We start from the raw sequence: 19255 nt of genomic DNA, 5'->3' as shown, positions 1-19255 counted from the left end.
TCCAAAATAGCTTCTTGATTGGTGAGTTGTGCCAAATTCTTATCGTTAGCCATAATTTTCTCCAGAAAGTTACTTAGGCAGTTGTGCCTTGTATATACTTATAAATAGCAATTTATCTAAAAGCTTGTCAACAGTTTATACAAAAGTTCCTACTTTTATTACTTAACCTACTTTTCTACTTTTTAAAACCTATTTTTCCCACTTTTCTTGCTTTTTAAAACCTACTTTTTTTAACTTGTCTTCTTAATGTTTTTACATATCCAATATCTGACAATAATATAATAATTTACTATCAAAAGGGGATGTTTTATATAAGATTTTGCTAATTTTTTTGATCTATTTTGAGTTGTTGTGTAAGGCGGTAAATCTATAGACAAAATTATGTACAAGTTACTTAGAAACAGCATATAAGAAGAAACATAGCTTATATCAAAAGGCTGATTTATAAATTCTTAATCAGCGATTTGGTCTTATTTGGCAGCTACAAAGCACTACAATATCTATGTAGCTTTCATACGCGTCGAAGCGATCGCACCAAAAAGGTAAAATATCCTTGAGCGATCGCCATTCAACTTTCACATCACGTTATCATCGGATATTGTGGAATTTCCGTGCGTAACTCGATAGCATCTATGACCGCCTCTCACTCTGAAACTCCATCTACCAAACCCGACGCGAGTACTTTTATTTCTGACCATCTACAGGTGGATCGAAGTAAGCTAAGTCAAATGTACTTGCACTATGTCGAGACGAAGGATAAATATCCTCACGCGGTATTGCTGTATCGGGTAGGAGATTTCTTTGAATGCTATTTCCAAGATGCTGTAAAACTAGCGCAAGAATTGGAATTAGTTCTCACTAGTAAACAAGCTGGCGAACAGGGACGGGTGGCGATGTCTGGTGTTCCGCATCACGCTTGGGAACGCTACGCGACGCTGCTAGTAGAAAAGGGTTATGCAGTCGTAATTTGCGACCAAGTAGAAGATGCTTCGGAAGCTGCTGGTAGATTGGTGCGGCGGGAAGTAACGCGCATTCTTACCCCAGGCACTTTGCTGGAAGAAGGAATGCTGAAATCCAGTCGCAATAATTACCTTGCAGCAGTGGTAATTGCCGCAAATCATTGGGGTTTAGCTTATGCAGACATCTCTACAGGCGAATTTCTCACGACTCAAGGTAGTGATTTAGAACATCTGACACAGGAATTAATGCGCTTGCAACCTTCAGAGGTGTTAGTTCCAACAAATGCGCCTGATTTAGGTAGTTTGCTGCGTCCGGGAGAAACTTCGCCTCATCTACCGGAGTGTTTGCCACCATCATTTTGCTATAGTTTGCGATCGCAAGTTCCATTTTCTCAAGGCGAAGCTAGACCTCGATTATTGCAGAAATTTAAGGTGCGATCGCTCGAAGGACTCGGTTGCGATCGTTTTCCCCTCGCTGTTCGTGCGGCTGGCGGTCTTTTAGAATACCTGGAAGATACCCAAAAGGAAAACCCAGTTCCCCTTCAGAGACTCCGCACCTACACTGTCACCGATTACCTAATTGTTGATAGTCAAACCCGCCGTAACCTGGAAATTACCCAAACCGTCCGGGATGGAACTTTTCATGGTTCCCTACTCTGGTCATTGGATAGAACTAGTACAGCTATGGGTGGGCGGGCTTTACGGCGGTGGTTATTGCAACCACTACTCGATATTAAAGGCATTCGGGCGCGGCAAGATACTATCCAAGAATTGATGGAAAATACACCCCTGCGTCAAGATTTACGGCAGTTGTTACGCCAAATTTATGACCTAGAACGCCTCACTGGAAGGGCAGGTTCTGGTACAGCCAATGCTAGAGATTTAGTAGCTTTGGCAGATTCCCTCTCACGTTTACCAGAATTATCGCACTTAGTAACTGAATCACATTCTCCATTCCTCAAAGCTCTGCAGAAAGTCCCAAGTGTGTTGGAAGAATTAGCACAAAAGTTACACGCGCACCTTGTGGAGTCGCCACCCATACTAATCAAAGAAGGCGGATTAATTCGTCCTAGCGTCAATCCTCTTTTGGATGAGAGAAAAGCAACTGTAGAAGCAGACCAGCAATGGATTGCCAACTTAGAAGTTGATGAGAGGGCTAAGACGGGAATTTCGACATTAAAGGTAGGATTCAACAAAACTTTTGGCTATTACATCAGTATTTCTCGTACCAAAGCTGACCAAGTACCTGCTAATTACATCCGCAAGCAAACCCTGACCAATGAGGAACGTTATATCACCCCAGATTTGAAGGAACGAGAAGCCCGGATTCTCTCGGCGCGGGATGATTTAAATCAGTTGGAATATGAAATTTTTACGGCGTTGCGGGAAGAGGTAGCACAAGAAGCGGAAGTAATTCGCAATCTATCTCGTGCAGTGGCGGCGGCAGATGTATTGTGTGGTTTGGCTGAGTTGGCAGTGCATCAAGGTTACTGTCGTCCAGAAATGTTGTCGGGAAGGGAAATAAACATTGTTGATGGCCGTCATCCGGTGGTGGAACAGTCTTTACCTGCGGGTTTCTTTGTGCCGAATTCGACTCAATTAGGTCAAGAGTCATTAGTCAGTAGTCATCTGTCATTAGCAGATAATCAAGAACAAATAACAAATACTTCTCTACGAGAGGCTGCGCCAACGACTACGCTCAGTACAAGTGACCAAGGACAAATGACCAATGACAATCCCGATTTGATTATCCTCACCGGGCCAAATGCTAGCGGCAAAAGTTGTTATTTGCGTCAGGTGGGATTGATTCAGTTAATGGCGCAGATTGGTAGTTTTGTACCAGCTAGATTGGCCAAATTGGGAATATGCGATCGCATTTTTACCCGTGTAGGTGCAGTAGACGATTTAGCAACTGGTCAATCTACCTTCATGGTGGAAATGAATGAAACGGCGAATATTCTCAACCATGCTACATCTAGGTCGCTGGTATTATTAGATGAAATTGGCCGGGGAACAGCAACATTTGATGGGCTTTCCATCGCTTGGGCAGTGGCGGAATATATCGCAGTGGATATTCGGGCGCGAACGATTTTTGCGACTCATTACCATGAATTGAATGAGCTAGCTAGCATTGTACCGAATGTGGCTAATTATCAAGTGACAGTGAAAGAATTACCCGACCAAATTATCTTTTTACACCAAGTCCAACCAGGAGGCGCAGATAAGTCTTACGGTATTGAAGCGGGAAGATTAGCGGGTTTACCAGCAGTGGTGATTCAACGAGCCAAACAAGTGATGGGGCAAATTGAGAAACATAGTAAGATTGCGATGGGGCTGCAAAATCTGGATTGATATCTCACCGCATTTCCTTAACAATGTAAGCCGATGCATTAACGATGCAGCCGACGCATTAAGATTGTAAGCCGATGCATTAAGATTGTAAGCCGATGCATTAAGATTGTAAGCCAGTGCATTAACGATGCAGCCGATGCATTGCGTGATAAATTACATCCTAGCTTAAAGGAGCAGGAGATTTGCCAAGTAGTTGAAATATTGATAACCTTTATGCTTAAAATTGCACAAGAGGTTTTTTTAGCATCTACTAAAAGCTAAAGTTGACCCTTTGCAGGACTCCCATAAGCAATGCTGACTGAAATTTTGCCTTTTTCCTTTGAGTTAGACACGATCGCGATCGCAGGAGCGAGTTTGTGGTCATTGGCGCTATATATAGGTTTTTCCCCGGTTAATCAATGGGTAATCGAACAACTCAACCGTTGGTTTAACTTTGCCGAGCGATCGCTTTATACCAGCCAGACAGAGTTTGAAAAGACTCGAAAAGGCAGAGAATCCCAAAATGCTTTCTACGCCTCATTATTTAGCATCACGCCTTTTTTGGTAGTTGGTGCTTTATGTAACTGGGGTCTGGAAATTAGTTTAGGTGAAAGTTGGGGAATTAGTACAGGAATATTAGCTTGTATGGGTGCCGGCATTTATGAACTTGGCCGCAGGGATGGAGAATCTTCCGATTAAGTAGAGAGATGAAGAAGGAAAAACTTACTGTAACTTCTTCTACTTCCCCATTTCCTCGCAAACAATCTGTGCTATCTTCAGAGCTGCACCGCTTTCGCCACGAATATTACGGAGTTTAGCGCGGATATCAGCCAATTTTTCTGGATGGGCTAATAACTCTACAACCATTTCCCCAATTTCTGGCGGTTGAAGTTTACCCATAAGTTCTGGCACTATCTCTTCCTGTGCCCAGATATTTGGCCATGCTAATAAACCTTTGCGCCTTACGAATCTTAGGAATAGCCAATTGATCGTGTTAGCAAAGGGTGTACCCACCCCTGGCAGATTTGCTAACAACCCAGGTAAACCATCCCAAGCACGCATGGCATCAAGTTGCTGGGTTGGCAGCAAAACAATCATTGGCACTCCTAAAGCACCGAGTTCGGCAGTGTTTGCCCCCACCGTAGTCAAGCAGATGCAGCACTGGGATAACAAGTGATATGCGGGGTTTTCTTGCCACAGTTCCACAGTTACGCCCTTTGCTGTTTTGAGCAATGCTTTGTCTCTATCGTCCTCTGGGACAATTAAGGCAGCACCACCAAAACCAAATATTTCAGCAATAGAGTTCCTTTGAGGATCGGCAAAACTAGCTAAAGTTTGTAAATCCAAAGTTGGGGCTACAGGAATCACAAATTTAGTTTGCGGTCTTTTTGCGTGAACATATTCGGCAATGCTTAAACACAATGGTACTCCTTGGGCTAATTTTGCTGCTTTTGATCCAGGGAGTAGACCAATCAATTCAGTCTTTTGTCCTACGCTGTGGGAAGTCGTTGAAGCGTCTATGTCATTAGTCATTAGTTCTTTGTCGTTGGACAAATCACCAATGACTAATGACGAATGACTATTAGCTTCTACCATCAAATCACCCACAACGGTGAATTTGTGAGCATATTTATGGGGAGCGCGGGCAGCAACTTCAGGTTTCATCACGCCAAAACGATCAATCCAGTTATGCCACCTGGCCTCCCATTCAGCGTAAACCACTGTGCGATATCCGAGCTTTTTGCCTATGACTACGGGGAAAATTTGATCGCCACCGAGAAAAACAACTACACCGCGACTTCTCCAGTCCCAATTGTCAATAGTTTTACCCCAGAGCAAAAATTGCCAAAAATGCTCTGCCGCCTGTACTCTATCTACTTCTGGATAAGAAAGTGCGATCGCAGCTTCTTTACCACTAGCATTTGAGCAAGGTGATAAAACTACGCTGATCCTCACTTGATTTCGGTCATCGCCGAATTGTTGTCGCAATGCCCTTACTACTGGGCGCACCCAGGTTGTTACCTCACCAGGGCCATTTGATAGGATGAGAATATCTACTTGAGTCATTAGTTAATGGTCAAGGTTAGGGGTCATTAGTCAAGAGGCAAATATTGCTGAATTCGTTCCTAAGTTATGAGCGATATTATCATTTCCCAGTAATATTTAATATCTCTATCCAAATTTATCCAAATTACAGTAAAAATAGAGCGTAGGCGTAGCTCGTCATAGATATTGCCTAGCCCTTTTGAGATCCAAACTCAAAATTTGAGGTTAAAAGGCTCAATCTTCACCCTTAGAAGCTGAAATGAAGATTCTTAACCACAAGCCACTGCTTTGAAATCTTTCTATGTAAATAGGATTTCTACCCCCAAGAGAGGAGATTTCCAAATACAGACAAAGTAAAATCTAAAATAAACTTCGCAAACTGTTTATGCAATGGGCTAATTTTCTAGCCAAAGAAGCTGCTACTCATGGCTTATCCATACAGCAAACGGCAGCTTTTATAGAGTATTTTCAGACTGAAAACTTAGGTAAAAATGAAGCGGAACTTGCTAGCGAATTAAATGTTGATATTGCTGATTTCAAAAAATTACTAGGTGAAGTATATAACAAGTTTGCCCAAAACTATCCTGAGTTAACAATTTCCAAAAGTCAGGACAAACTACAAAAGTTACAATCTTACCTGACAGCAAAATATAATACCGAATTGAATATCCTCAAACCATTAGCGGCGATGAAATTATTAAAAACGCTAGTGGCTCGGGAAAGACTGCAAAAAGAACCTTGGATTGCGAGAAGGATTTGTAAATTTTTAGGATATTTACCTTTAGCGTTAGAGTTAGTAGGACAATATCTGAATAAGATGCCAGATTTGTCTCTGGAAACACTACTGAAGCGGCTAGAGAAAAAGCGAGTGGAACATGAAAACGTGGTCAATGATCGCTCATTGATGTTTGATAAAGACGGTGTAGCTGAAGCTTTTGAGTTGAGTTGGGAACTGTTGGATGAAAATGCAAAAAGCTTTGGCTGTTTGCTAAGTTTGTCTGCCTTAGCTAACATTCCCTTATCTATTGGGACGGTAGAAGATGATAAAAAACAAGAACTTTGGGATAAAGCTATAGCCGACTTACTCGAATTACATTTACTACAACAGGAAAGTCAAGGAATTTATCGTCTAAATCCAATGATTCGGCAACTTTTCCAAATGAAGTTGGAGAAGTCAGGCGAGGCGGATGAAGCAAAAACTAAATTTGCAGCGATGATGTTAGAGGTAGCAAAGCTAATTCCGCAACAGCTTACCCCTGAAGATATTGCCAATCTCACTCCACATATCCCGCACATAACAGAAGTTGCAACCCACCTATCCCAGTATGTGAGCGATGAAAATCTCATTACTCTGTTTACCAAATTAGCCTGGTTTTATCAAGGTCAAGGACTTTATCAGCAAGCAGAATCTTGGTTACAACAGTGTGTAGAACTAACTAAAAATCGTCTTGGTTTAGAACATCCCGATGTCGCCACTAGCCTGAACAATTTAGCGCAACTTTACGATTTTACAGGACGTTACAGCGAAGCTGAACCATTGTATCAGCAAGCTTTAGAACTGAGAAAACGCCTGTTGGGAGAGGAACATACCGATGTTGCCACTACCTTGAGCTATTTAGCATTACTCTATGAATCTACAGGACGCTACAAAGAAGCTGAACCTTTGTATCAGCAAGCTTTAAAACTGTGGAAACGCCTAGTGGGAGAAGAACATCCCCATGTTGCCACTACCCTGAACAATTTAGCAGCATTGTACTGTTATATGGGGCGCTATAGCAAAGCCGAACCCTTGCTGAAAAAAGCTTTAGAAATGAGAAAACGCCTGCTAGGAGACAACCATCTTGATGTCGCCACTAGCCTGAATAATTTAGCACAACTCTACGAATCTACAAGACGTTACAGTAAAGCCGAACCTTTGTATCAGCAAGCTTTAGAACTGAGTAAACGCCTACTGGGAGAGGAACATCCCGATGTCGCCATTAGCCTGAACAATCTTGCAGCACTCTACCGTCAGACAAGACGCTATAAGAAAGCCAAACCCTTATTTGAACAAGCTTTGAAAATTTGCGAACGAACTTTAGGTGTAGGTCATCCTACTACTATGACAATTCGGGCAAATTATGCCAGCTTTTTAAAAGAAGCATATCGCTAGCGTAGACGCATTAGCGAAGCGGTAGCGACTTTTCGTTAGACATCGCTGCGTGTAATTCGTAATTCGTAATTCGTAATTAAAGACTGTTTCAGACTCTTAGTTAGACCACGATTCTTCCTGAGTCTGTCCTACCCCTATTAGTTAAAATAATATCCCCCTCTCCACCAGCCAAGAAGAGGGGTTAGATTTTACTTACATCCTAAAGACTGACGAGTATCTACACCAGTTTTAGAATTTACCCCACTTGCTTTAACACAAAGCTTTTTCACTTGCGTTCCATCTAAAATTGCATTTGTAAAATCAGCGCCTGTGACATTTACATCGTCAAAAGTAGAACGTAGCATCATTGCATCGGTCAAGACAGCATCACTTAAATCAGCATCCTTAAACCTTGTGAGATAAGCTATGCCTTCACTAAAATCAACACCATGCAGATTTACTCCTTCCAATAGGGTACCGTTAAAAACGCCACCACGTAAGTCAGCATTGCTAAAATTAGCATTCTCTAATTTGAGATTGGTAAACTCACTACCAACTAAATTTTGACCAGAGTAATCCTTCGCCTTTAGTTCATCATTACCCATAGAACGGGTAATGCTAGAAGAACTTGCAGCTTCCGCCGATAGGGGAAACAAAAAAAGAACCATAGCTAAAACAAAGCTAGCTAACAGTCGCCAATATTTCATAATCTCTTCTTAATAAATCTCAACACTTCTACCATTAACTATTAAACCTCACAGAAGGGGACAAGGGAGTGGGGAGTGGAGAGAGTGCGTGGGGCAGGGAGCAGCAGGGGAGCCAGGAAGACAAGGGGGAATTATTGAACAAGTCTCTCTTTTGTCTCCCCCCTCTTCCTTGTCTCCCCCCTCTTCCTTGTCTCCCTTGTCTCTTCTTCATGTTCAATGCCCAATGCCCCATGCCCTAATTTGATACACAAGACTGTAAAACCAGAAAGCATCTCGTAGGATGATAGATGTTGAGGTGCGATGCCTAAAGGCAAGTTGCTCCGCATCTACGCAAAATTACCTGTGGCTAATCAAGAAGACAACACCCAATCTCTGGCGCGAACCCCTTTATATCAAGTGGGTGTAGAACTCAAAGCCCGCTTTACCAGCTTTGGTGGTTGGGAAATGCCCGTGCAATTTAGTGGCATTAGCCGAGAACATGAGGCTGTAAGAAATGCAGCCGGAATGTTCGATATTTCCCACATGGGTAAATTTACCCTCCAAGGTAAAAATCTCATTTCCCAACTCCAGTCTCTAGTGCCTTCAGACTTGAGCCGATTGCAACCCGGTCAAGCACAATACACCGTATTGTTAAACCACCAAGCGGGAATTATTGACGACATCATTGTTTATTACCAAGGTGAAGACACCACTGGTATACAAAAGGCATTTATTATCGTCAATGCAGCAACCTCTGGTAAAGATAAAGCATGGATTTTACAACATCTTGACCTGGATAAAGTGCAATTCCAAGACCTTTCACCAGATAAAGTCTTAATTGCGGTGCAAGGGACAAAAGCGATTAAATATCTCCAACCTTTAGTGCAAGAAGACTTACAACCAATCAAAGCCTTCGGACATTTAGAAGCAACCTTACTAGGTAAACCTGCCTTCCTGGCCCGCACAGGTTACACCGGAGAAGATGGCTTTGAGGTGATGGTAGACCTAGATGTGGGAGTAGAATTGTGGCGAAGTCTCCATAAAAGTGGTGTTATCCCCTGTGGACTTGGTGCGAGAGACACTCTGCGCCTAGAAGCAGCAATGGCACTTTACGGACAAGATATTGATGACACCACCACACCCTTAGAAGCAGGTTTGGGGTGGCTAGTCCACTTAGATACCAAAGGTGATTTTATTGGAAGAGAAGTTTTAGCAGAGCAAAAATCCAAGGGAGTGAAGCGTCGATTGGTAGGTTTACAAACCCAAGGACGCAATATTGCCCGTCATGGCTACCAAGTGTTATCCACAGGTAAAGTTGTGGGAGAAGTTTCTAGTGGCACTCTGTCGCCTACACTGGGTTATCCCATTGCTTTAGCTTACGTTCCTACCCAATTAGCAACCGTTGGTCAACAGCTAGAAGTCGAAATTCGCGGCAAAGCTTACCCAGCAGTTGTAGTTAAACGTCCCTTTTATCGGTCAAAAAATCGTGCTGCCAACTGATAAGCGCTGGGGTTTTTAAGGAATAATGTGTTGTGAGTTACTCAATCTACAGTAAGGTTCATTACCAAATATGGCTTGGATGACTTTTGGGGCAATAATTTTTTTGATAAGGGAGAGGAAGTGATATGTCTTTTGAATATCCTCAAGATTTTAGATACCTCGATTCTCATGAATACGTTCGAATAGATGGCGAAATTGCCACTATTGGCATTACTGAGTTTGCCGTACATGAATTGGGTGATATCGTCTTTTTGGAACTGCCAGAAATTGGCGATGCTCTTACCAGGGGAGAAAACTTTGGCACAATTGAATCAGTGAAAGCCGTTGAAGAACTGAATTCACCAGTCACAGGCACTGTTATAGAACGCAATGAAGCCTTAATTAATTCTCCTGAAGAAGTTTCAGAAGACCCCTATGGTGAGGGATGGTTTTTGAAAGTGCGCGTCAATGACCCTGGTGAAATTGAGGATGCCTTGACAGCAGATGAGTATCGTGCACAGGTGGAAGGCGAGTAAAGAAGAAAAAAGATGCAGGGACGCAGAGAATGAAATTTCCCTGCGTCACCGTGTCCTCTTACCACTCCACTCGAAGATAAGTCATGAAATTTAGATGAATTAGAAATTTACACCTACTTCTCATGAGTATTTATTGCAAAATATGAAAGAGTACCATCTGGAGAGTAATTTGTGGTATTGAACGCCCCTATTCTCAAATCGAATGAGCAGCAAGTGCTGAATCAAAAAAGTCAAAAATTAAGTAGTTTTGCGCCAAGACACATTGGCCCTAACTCCGACGACATCCAGCAAATGCTTAAGGTTTTGGGATTTCCCAGCCTGGATGCCCTAATTGACAAAACAGTTCCCCAGACAATCCGCCTGAAGCAACCGCTAAAGTTACCAGAAGCCGAAAGTGAGTATGCAGCACTGGCATCCTTAAAAAAAATTGCTGCTAAAAATCAGGTTTTCCGCTCATATATCGGTATGGGATATTACGACACTATTACCCCGCTTGTAATTGGGCGTAACATCTTAGAAAATCCAGGTTGGTATACTGCTTACACTCCTTATCAACCAGAAATTGCCCAAGGACGACTGGAAGCGCTACTAAATTTCCAAACCCTGATTATTGATCTTACAGGTTTGGAAATCGCCAATGCTTCGTTACTAGATGAAGCCACAGCCGCAGCTGAAGCAATGAGTCTAAGCTATGGTGTCTCCAAAAATCAGGCAAATGCCTATTTTGTCTCTCATGACTGCCATCCCCAAACTATTGACGTGTTACAAACACGTGCTAAACCATTAGGGATTAATATCATTGTCGGCGATCATCAAACATTTGATTTTGATCGAGCAATTTTTGGGGCTGTTTTGCAATACCCTGCAAGTGATGGCACCATTTACGACTACCGCGCTTTTATAGAAAAAGCCCATGCTAAGGGTGCATTGGTGACGGTAGCAGCAGATCCTTTAAGTTTAACTTTGCTCACCCCTCCTGGGGAATTTGGCGCTGATATTGCTGTGGGCAGCACCCAGCGTTTCGGTATTCCGTTGGGGTTTGGGGGACCTCATGCGGCATACTTTGCTACGAAGGAAGAGTATAAGCGGCTGGTTCCAGGGCGAATTGTAGGAGTATCAAAAGATGCTCAAGGTAAGCCTGCATTACGTCTTGCGTTGCAAACCCGCGAACAGCACATCCGCCGCGAGAAAGCTACTAGTAATATTTGTACTGCACAGGTGCTACTGGCGGTAATGGCGAGTATGTACGCCGTCTATCATGGGCCAGATGGACTTAAGCAAATTGCGGAGAATATCCACCAGCTAACTTTAATGTTGGCAGCAGGACTAAAGCATCTGGGTTACAAAATTAGTTCTGAACATTTCTTTGATACACTGCGAGTAGAATTGGGAACACGCAGCCTAGAGGTAATTCTCGAAGCTTGTCAAGCACGGAATATTAACCTGCGGATTTTTGATGACACTGCCGTTGGTATCTCTGTAGATGAAACAACTACAGCAGATGATTTAATAGAGCTTTTCGAGATTTTTGCAGCACCTGATAGTCTATTGTTCGGTTTTAAAGAAATTGGAGACTTAATTGCAGCACGGCGCAAATCATCTCTACAAAACTCAACCTTTGCCCGCACCAGTAACTATCTTACCCATCCTGTATTTAACCGTTATCACTCAGAAACTGAGTTGTTGCGTTATCTGCACAAGCTGGAAAGCAAGGACTTGTCGCTAACGACATCGATGATTCCTTTGGGTTCTTGCACAATGAAGTTGAATGCAACTGCTGAAATGATTCCGGTAACTTGGGAAGAATTTGGCAAGATTCATCCATTTGCCCCTGCGTCGCAAACTCAGGGTTATCAAATCCTATTCCAGCAACTTGAGGCATGGTTAGCTGAAATTACCGGGTTTGCCGGAATTTCTCTGCAACCAAATGCTGGTTCTCAGGGTGAATATGCTGGACTTTTAGTAATTCGTCAATATCACGAAAATCGGGGTGAAGCACACCGCAATGTTTGTTTGATTCCTACCTCGGCACACGGGACAAACCCAGCAAGTGCGGTAATGTGTGGGATGAAGGTGGTGGCAGTTGCCTGTGACTCACAAGGTAATATTGACGTTGATGACTTGAAGGCAAAGGCAGAAAAACACAGCCATGAACTCGCCGCCTTAATGGTGACATATCCCTCAACTCACGGTGTGTTTGAGGAACCAATTCAGGAAATCTGCGCTGTTGTCCATAGTCATGGCGGACAAGTTTACATGGATGGGGCAAATATGAATGCCCAAGTGGGAATTTGCCGTCCTGGAGATATTGGCGCGGATGTCTGCCATTTAAACTTGCACAAAACCTTCTGTATTCCTCATGGTGGCGGTGGCCCTGGTATGGGGCCCATTGGGGTAGCCTCTCATCTTGTGCCTTTTCTACCCGGACATCCTGTTGTTACTATCAACGACTCAACTCAGCACTCACATATTGGTGCTGTGGCGGCTGCGCCTTGGGGTAGTGCAAGTATCTTGGTGATTTCTTGGATGTACATCGCCATGATGGGTGCAGATGGTTTAACCCAAGCTACTAAAGTGGCGATTCTCAACGCTAACTACATTGCGAAAAAACTAGAATCGTACTATCCGGTTTTGTATCAGGGGAAAAATGGTCTAGTTGCCCATGAATGTATTTTAGATTTGCGATCGCTCAAAAAATCAGCTGCGATCGAAATCGATGATGTCGCCAAGCGTCTCATGGATTATGGTTTCCATGCGCCGACTGTCTCCTGGCCTGTAGGGGGTACAATCATGGTGGAACCTACAGAAAGTGAATCTAAGCAAGAGTTGGATCGTTTCTGTGATGCGTTGATTGCTATTCGCCAAGAAATTGCCGAAATAGAAGTTGGCAAGGTGGATGCTCAAGATAATGTTTTGAAGAACGCACCCCACACTGCCGAAAGTCTCATCACCGGAGAATGGCAGCATCCCTATTCTCGTGAACAAGCTGCCTATCCTGCACCTTGGACTCGTGAGTATAAATTCTGGCCTGCTGTCGGTCGCATTGATGCAGCTTTTGGCGATCGGAATTTTGTTTGCTCATGTCTGCCAATGGATGCTTATTCCTCATAAAACCATACAGTTTAGTTAAAGCTTGCTCCCCCCAACTCTCGTTTACAGAAAGTTGGGGGGATTTTTTTAGAATAAACTCTCTCTCTGCGTAAGATAGAAATATTTATAGTTCAATACAGTTCAGATAAGACCAAAACACTTGTAGAGACGGCGATTTATCGCGTCTCAAAAACCCAAAATTTTTGCCAGTAGCCCTTAAGTGAACCGTATTGATTTATAGTTGAGCCTCAGAAGGTCAACGTTGAGCCTCAGAAGGTCAAAGTTGAGCCTCAAAAGGTCAAAGTTGAGCTTTGGAACTCGAAATAGCTAGGCAATGTCTACGAAGGGTTATGCCTACGCGCTTTGGCAATGAGTGTGAAAATCGAACCGCAGAGGCGCAGAGGACGCAGAGGAAGAGAGAAGAGGGAGGGTTAGCGCAGCTTACCAAAGGTATCGCTATTATACAAGTATATCTTTGCTTAATTTTGTCATCTGTCGTTAGGATATGTTACAGGTGTAAAAATTATCTCTACTGCTAGCGAAGATGAATATTGACCCTGTAGTTAATGCACTTAAAAGTATTGCTAAACCTGAGGCTTCTCTAGTTATTAATCAAGCTCAACGCAATGAAACTGTAGTTAGAACCTTAAAACAATTCAATTTTGACCCAGTACAACCACCTAAAGATGTTGATGGTGTTTATGTTTATTCTTTAATTGAGTATGGTGTGGATAAGCAGGAAGTACTGCTGAATCTTTTTCGAGAAAGAGAAATTAAAAATGCTTTTTGGAGTGCTTATACTTCAAATAATCCTTTGGGTTTCTACAAGAAAGTAGAAAAGTTTTTGCAGGGAACGGATTCAGAATATGATATCCGATTGATGAAAATTGAACTGCGATCGCAGTTGGAGGAATTTGGGGAAATATTTATTCAGGTTGCTAAAAGAAGTAAATCAATAGAGTTTGAGCCTTTCCCTGAATGGAATTTAGATGAGTATCCAACAGAATTTAAGTCGTTAATTAGAGAAAAAATTCGCTCGTTTTGTGGTCGTCAGTTTGTTTTTGACGCATTTAAGCAATTTTGCAATAAAAATCGCAGTGGTTATTTTACAGTAGCGGGTGATGCGGGGATGGGGAAGAGTACTATTGCTGCTAAATACGTTTGGGATAATAAATCACCATGCTATTTTAATATTCGCCAAACTAGTAGCAATCGAGCGGAGCTATTTCTTGAAAGTATTCGCAAGCAATTAAGTAAGCGTTACCAGTTGCAGAATGTCGAGAAGGCTAATTTAGCTGATTTACTAGAACAAGTTAGTAAGAGAATTCCTGTTAGTGAAAGTCTGGTAATTGTAGTTGATGCTTTGGATGAAGTGGAGCAAGAAGCTGGGGGAAATCTTTTAGATTTACCAACGGCGCTACCGGAACGTGTCTATTTTCTGCTGACTAGACGACCATATACTATAGATAAAAAACGCTTGTCTGCACCAGATGTCCCGATGGAGGAGCTAGATTTAAGGGCAAATGACTATGTTAATTTGAGCCGTGAAGATATCAAAAAGTATATTGGGTTATTTTTGAATGTCGATGAAGACCATAAGAAGGCACTTAGACAATGGATTAAAGACCGCAATATTGATGATAATGATTTTGTTGAGCAGGTAGCAACTAAGAGCGAAAATAATTTCATGTACCTGCGCTATGTTTTGCCAGGAATTGCTAAAGGTGACTATCAAGACCTAAATTTAACGCAATTACCCGATGGTCTTCAGGACTATTATCAAGTTCATTGGGTACGGATGAGAATGGATGTAAAGCCCCAAGAAGTAAAAGTATTTATCCTGTTTATTTTAGTGGAGATTGGCACACCAATTACGTGGAAGATGATAGCAGATATTGCTAAACAGGAGGAATATGATGTGCAATTAGTTTTAGATGAGTGGGTTGAGTATTTGAAGGAGCAGACAATCGATGGAGACAATTGTTACAGCATATACCATGCTAGTTTTCTAGACTTTCTCAAATCTAAACCAGTTCTGAATACAAAGCGTAAGCTACTTAAAAAGTGAATCAACGTATTGTAGATTACTGGGAACGGGAGAATGAGGAAGATGATGAAGACTCATAAAAAATCAAAAGCAAAAAAATCCTATTCCCAAAAAGCTCGTCTAGATAGATATCCTTATAATCTGGTCAAATCAGAAAATTTAGAGAAGTATTATGCAACTCTGACTGATTTTAAATTCATCACTGACAAGATTAACTATCCTGAATTGGGGGTGCAGTCGCTAATTGAAGATTATGATTTAATTGATGATGTAGAGACATTAAATTATCCAGAATATAACTCTGAAAAAGTTAAAAGTCTCAAATTAATTCAAGGAGTATTGAGACTATCAGCACATATTTTAGTAATAGATAAGCAGCAATTAGCGAGTCAATTGCACGGACGGTTACTACATGAGAAAATGCCAGAGGAAATTCAGGCATTATTGGCAAAATAAAGCAAGGGAAAACTACCCCTTGGCTGTGTCCCTTAACCCGTAGTTTAACTCCAGCAGGAGGACGCTTACTCCGCACCCTCAATGGTCATAGTGACTCGGTAAAAGCCGTCGCCGTCACCCCCAATGGGCAACAGGTGATTTCTGCTTCCTCTGACAACACCCTGAAAGTCTGGAATCTGGCAACAGGGGAGGAACAATTCACCCTCAATGGTCATAGTGACTGGGTAAAAGCCGTCGCCGTCACCCCCAATGGGCAACAGGTGATTTCTGCTTCCTCTGACAACACCCTGAAAGTCTGGAATCTGGCAACAGGGGAGGAACAATTCACCCTCAATGGTCATAGTGACTGGGTAAAAGCCGTCGCCGTCACCCCCAATGGGCAACAGGTGATTTCTGCCTCCGATGACAACACCCTGAAAGTCTGGAATCTGGCAACAGGGGAGGAACAATTCACCCTCAATGGTCATAGTGACTCGGTAAAAGCCGTCGCCGTCACCCCCAATGGGCAACAGGTGATTTCTGCTTCCTCTGACAACACCCTGAAAGTCTGGAATCTGGCAACAGGGGAGGAACAATTCACCCTCAATGGTCATAGTGACTGGGTAAAAGCCGTCGCCGTCACCCCCAATGGGCAACAGGTGATTTCTGCCTCCGATGACAACACCCTGAAAGTCTGGAATTTTTTAACTGGAAAGGTTATTACCACTTTCACGGGGGAATATCCTATCAATTGCTGCGCTGTTGCACCAGATGGCATGACAATTGTCGCAGGGGAACAATCAGGTAGGGTACATTTTTTGCGCCTTGAAGGGATGAGAGAGGGATGAGGGGAGAAATAATGTTATCTGCCAAAGATTTCCTTGACGGTAATATTCACGTCGAGGAAGGCTGGAATTGATAAAGTTTGACCGCTAGCAAACTTTTGCATAAACTGATATCTTGCAGCTGTTGGCTGTTGATAAACTTCGACAATTTGCTCGTTAATATCTACTAACCAAACTTCAATTATGTTTGCTTGGGCATATAAAGGAATTTTCTCTTCCCGGTCATACATGACAGTCGAATCAGCTACTTCAATTAGTAAAAAAATATCCTGGGGTTGGGGGTGTGCGGTTTCATAAAAGTCATCACGGGGTTTGAGTAATGCTACATCTGGCTGAGGTTCTGAGTTATTGTTCAATGCAATTGGATTTTGAGCAGCAAGTATGACGCGCTTTCCCAACAACTGCATCAACAAATTAATCAGTCGATTGACACAAGCAGCGTGTTTTGTCCCAATAGGCGACATCTCTATAATCTCTCCCCGAATCAATTCCACCCGGTCATCTTCTGACAGAATCCCCGACTCAATCATTTTATGAAATTGCTCAACTGTGAACTTCCGTCTTAATAACTGCACAGTCATGACTACCCCCAGCCTTGCCTTATCTTTTAATTATTCCTCAGAATTATGAACTCATCACCCAAACCACCCACTGCAATCAATTCCAGAGGACATCCAAGGGAGTTTGAGGAAATCATTCAACAAAAAAGCCACAACTTTGTCGGTCGTGAATTTGTCTTCACGGCTATTAACAACTTTCTCCACCGCCATCGCCACGGTTATTTCACCATCATTGGCGCACCCGGTAGCGGTAAAAGTGCCATCCTTGCCAAATATGTGGCAGATAATCCTCACGTGATTTATTACAATGCCGAACTTGAGGGTAAAAATCGGGGTGACGAATTTCTCATAAATATCTGCACGCAACTAATTAATCAATACTCGCTTAGTTACGCCTCCCTCCCAGATAACGCCACAGAGGGAAGTTGGTTTTTCTCTAGTCTTCTCCAGCAAATCAGCGATGAGTTAGAACCTCATCAAAAACTGATAATTGCCATTGATGGGTTGAATTGCATTGACCGCAATAGCCAACCACCTGGGACAAATCTGTTTTATCTCCCCCGCTATCTCCCCGATAGGGTCTATTTTCTCCTCACTCGTAGACCTTTTTTGCGGGAGAAGTCGGGTTTATTAATTGAAACGCCATCGCAAAGTCTGGATTTGGCAGATTATCCAGAAGAAAATCGGCGGGATATTCAAGCTTATATTCAAAGTTACCTAAGCGTTGAAGAGATCCCCCCAACCCCCCTTAACAAGGGGGGATATTAAATCTTGGTTGAGTAATCACCAGATTAATGAGGAAAATTTCTGCGATCGCATCACCACTTTGAGCGAGAATAATTTTATGTATGTCAGTCAGATAATAAGTGCGGAACCTTTTCAGTACAATGAACTCCCGCCTGCTTTAGAAGCATATTATCAGCAGCATTTACACCAAATGATTCCACCCAAACAAGGGACGGAACATAGCACAGATGTGTTAAATGTCCTAATTCAGCAGCAAAAAGCAATCTCAGTAGAAGCAATTGCAGAAATCATTGATACTGATGAATATGAAGTTGAGGAAGTTCTAGAAAGTTGGCTTGAATTCTTACACCAAGAACAAATTGACGGAGAAACTTATTATAGTCTCTATCATTCCAGCTTCCGTCATTGGTTAGGTACACAACAAATACAACCTGATGATTAACTATTGATTAAATTCTGCAATTCTTCTTTTAAAGATAAAGGCTGATACCCCAATGCAAAAGCTTTGGAACTATCCAAAGAAACATCTGCTGGTCTAGGTGCTGCCATTTTCACATCTTCTTGTCGGCAAGATTTGAGCTTGGTAGTGGGGAGTTGAAATACCTCAACTAATATTTTTCCAAAATCATAACGCGAAAGCCGCTCTTTGCCACCTAAGTGAATGATGCCGTTAACTTTTTCTAATGCTAATAAAAGTCCTTTAGCGGCAGTTGTTCCACTTACTGGTGTGCGAAATTCATCTATAAATAAATTTAGTTCTTTTTCTGCTTGTAAAGTTTGAATAAATGGCTGAATAAAGCTTTTTGCTGTCGGTGTTGCTGCACCAAACATCAAGGGCATTCGACACACTGCTGTCAGAGGATATCTTTCTAGCATACCTGCTTCTGCGATCGCTTTCTGCTCACCGTAAAGGTTGACAGGACACACGGCATCTATTTCTTGATAGGGAGCATTTAAGCCATCAAAAACTAAGTCGGTTGAAGTAAAAGCACAAGGAATAGAATTATCCGCGCAAAGTCCGGCAATATTGCATGATGCGATAACGTTAATTGCGTGCGATTCTTTGGGGTTTGTTTGACAAAAATTTGGTTGCGAATGGGCAGCAGTATGAATAACTGCTTCTGGTTTAACATCATTAAATATGCGTTTTAATTCCTGGAAATTTGTTAAGTTTGCTTTTAACGTTTTAATGCCAGGAATCTCTAAAGGATGGGATAAATAAGTGCCATAAATCTCCCATTCTGGTTTTGCAAGCTGGCAAAGATGCCATCCTAAAAAACCACTTGCTCCGGTGATTAACAATTTTTTCATGTCTAATCGTAAACCGCTCAAGAAAAAATCCTTGCTGCCGCAGGCTTATATT

General features: G+C 42.4%; 16 protein-coding genes and 1 pseudogene. 12 read left to right on the top strand and 5 right to left on the bottom strand.

All coding sequences use genetic code 11. From position 1 onward, the window contains the following. Positions 1–456: 456 nt before the first annotated feature. A complete protein-coding gene (locus NPUN_RS44170; RefSeq protein ID WP_272913922.1) occupies positions 457–579 on the bottom strand; it encodes a hypothetical protein in 123 nt (40 codons plus the stop codon). Positions 580–632: 53 nt separating this feature from the next. Between NPUN_RS44170 and mutS the strand changes: the two genes are divergently transcribed. Both mutS and NPUN_RS18985 read left to right on the top strand, forming a co-directional pair. Continuing rightward, positions 633–3311, top strand: a complete 2679-nt coding sequence (gene mutS, locus NPUN_RS18990; RefSeq protein ID WP_012410117.1) for a DNA mismatch repair protein MutS — start codon at positions 633–635, stop codon at positions 3309–3311. Between the two features lie 291 nt (positions 3312–3602). Then, positions 3603–3989, top strand: a complete 387-nt coding sequence (locus NPUN_RS18985) for a hypothetical protein (protein WP_012410116.1) — start codon at positions 3603–3605, stop codon at positions 3987–3989. A gap of 39 nt (positions 3990–4028) precedes the next feature. Here NPUN_RS18985 and NPUN_RS18980 read toward each other — a convergent pair whose 3' ends face one another. After that, positions 4029–5357: a glycosyltransferase family protein gene (locus NPUN_RS18980; RefSeq protein WP_012410115.1), complete on the bottom strand. Its 1329-nt coding sequence runs from the start codon at positions 5355–5357 to the stop codon at positions 4029–4031. A gap of 364 nt (positions 5358–5721) precedes the next feature. Here NPUN_RS18980 and NPUN_RS18975 point away from each other — a divergent pair, with 364 nt between their 5' ends. Beyond that, entirely contained in the window at positions 5722–7488 is a 1767-nt protein-coding gene (locus tag NPUN_RS18975) for a tetratricopeptide repeat protein (RefSeq protein ID WP_012410114.1), read from the top strand. 188 nt (positions 7489–7676) lie between these two features. Here the strand turns inward: NPUN_RS18975 and NPUN_RS18970 are convergent, their stop codons facing one another. Further along, on the bottom strand, positions 7677–8174 hold the full coding sequence (locus NPUN_RS18970) for a pentapeptide repeat-containing protein (RefSeq protein WP_012410113.1): 498 nt from the start codon (positions 8172–8174) through the stop codon (positions 7677–7679). A 342-nt stretch (positions 8175–8516) separates the two neighbouring features. Between NPUN_RS18970 and gcvT the strand changes: the two genes are divergently transcribed. The 7 genes and pseudogenes from gcvT to NPUN_RS43455 all read left to right on the top strand — a co-directional run bounded on the left by gcvT (position 8517) and on the right by NPUN_RS43455 (position 16588). Continuing rightward, complete coding sequence (gene gcvT, locus NPUN_RS18965) at positions 8517–9653, top strand: glycine cleavage system aminomethyltransferase GcvT (protein WP_041566286.1); 1137 nt, start codon at positions 8517–8519, stop codon at positions 9651–9653. 125 nt (positions 9654–9778) lie between these two features. Next, positions 9779–10168 carry a glycine cleavage system protein GcvH gene (gcvH, locus tag NPUN_RS18960; RefSeq protein ID WP_012410111.1) on the top strand — a complete coding sequence of 130 codons (390 nt, stop codon included), beginning with the start codon at positions 9779–9781 and terminating at the stop codon, positions 10166–10168. A gap of 171 nt (positions 10169–10339) precedes the next feature. Beyond that, the gene (gene gcvP / locus NPUN_RS18955) at positions 10340–13279 is read left to right on the top strand and encodes an aminomethyl-transferring glycine dehydrogenase (RefSeq protein WP_012410110.1); all 2940 of its coding nucleotides are present in this window, start codon (positions 10340–10342) and stop codon (positions 13277–13279) included. A 523-nt stretch (positions 13280–13802) separates the two neighbouring features. After that, a complete protein-coding gene (locus tag NPUN_RS18950; RefSeq protein WP_012410109.1) occupies positions 13803–15326 on the top strand; it encodes a P-loop domain-containing protein in 1524 nt (507 codons plus the stop codon). A 42-nt stretch (positions 15327–15368) separates the two neighbouring features. Beyond that, complete coding sequence (locus tag NPUN_RS43465; RefSeq protein WP_234710954.1) at positions 15369–15761, top strand: hypothetical protein; 393 nt, start codon at positions 15369–15371, stop codon at positions 15759–15761. Further along, positions 15746–15883: pseudogene (locus NPUN_RS44865) on the top strand (hypothetical protein); the annotation flags it as partial. The gene NPUN_RS43465 and the pseudogene NPUN_RS44865, both read left to right, overlap by 16 nt. Before the next feature lie 12 nt (positions 15884–15895). Further along, the gene (locus NPUN_RS43455; RefSeq protein ID WP_052304633.1) at positions 15896–16588 is read left to right on the top strand and encodes a WD40 repeat domain-containing protein; all 693 of its coding nucleotides are present in this window, start codon (positions 15896–15898) and stop codon (positions 16586–16588) included. 14 nt (positions 16589–16602) lie between these two features. Here NPUN_RS43455 and NPUN_RS18940 read toward each other — a convergent pair whose 3' ends face one another. Then, positions 16603–17166 (bottom strand): Uma2 family endonuclease, encoded by a 564-nt coding sequence (locus NPUN_RS18940; RefSeq protein WP_012410108.1) that lies wholly within the window; start codon positions 17164–17166, stop codon positions 16603–16605. A 45-nt stretch (positions 17167–17211) separates the two neighbouring features. On the opposite strand from NPUN_RS18940, the gene NPUN_RS43450 reads away from it, so the two are divergent. Together NPUN_RS43450 and NPUN_RS43445 are read left to right on the top strand one after the other, a co-directional pair. Beyond that, a complete protein-coding gene (locus tag NPUN_RS43450) occupies positions 17212–17913 on the top strand; it encodes an ATP-binding protein (RefSeq protein WP_234710953.1) in 702 nt (233 codons plus the stop codon). A gap of 7 nt (positions 17914–17920) precedes the next feature. Continuing rightward, positions 17921–18334, top strand: a complete 414-nt coding sequence (locus NPUN_RS43445; protein WP_234710952.1) for a hypothetical protein — start codon at positions 17921–17923, stop codon at positions 18332–18334. Here the strand turns inward: NPUN_RS43445 and NPUN_RS18930 are convergent. After that, positions 18331–19203: an SDR family oxidoreductase gene (locus tag NPUN_RS18930; protein ID WP_012410107.1), complete on the bottom strand. Its 873-nt coding sequence runs from the start codon at positions 19201–19203 to the stop codon at positions 18331–18333. The genes NPUN_RS43445 and NPUN_RS18930 overlap by 4 nt on opposite strands. Between the last annotated feature and the right edge of the window lie 52 nt (positions 19204–19255).

This window comes from Nostoc punctiforme PCC 73102 (assembly GCF_000020025.1).
In the GTDB taxonomy this organism is placed as follows: domain Bacteria; phylum Cyanobacteriota; class Cyanobacteriia; order Cyanobacteriales; family Nostocaceae; genus Nostoc; species Nostoc punctiforme.
This window is presented reverse-complemented; position numbering and strand designations above follow the sequence as displayed.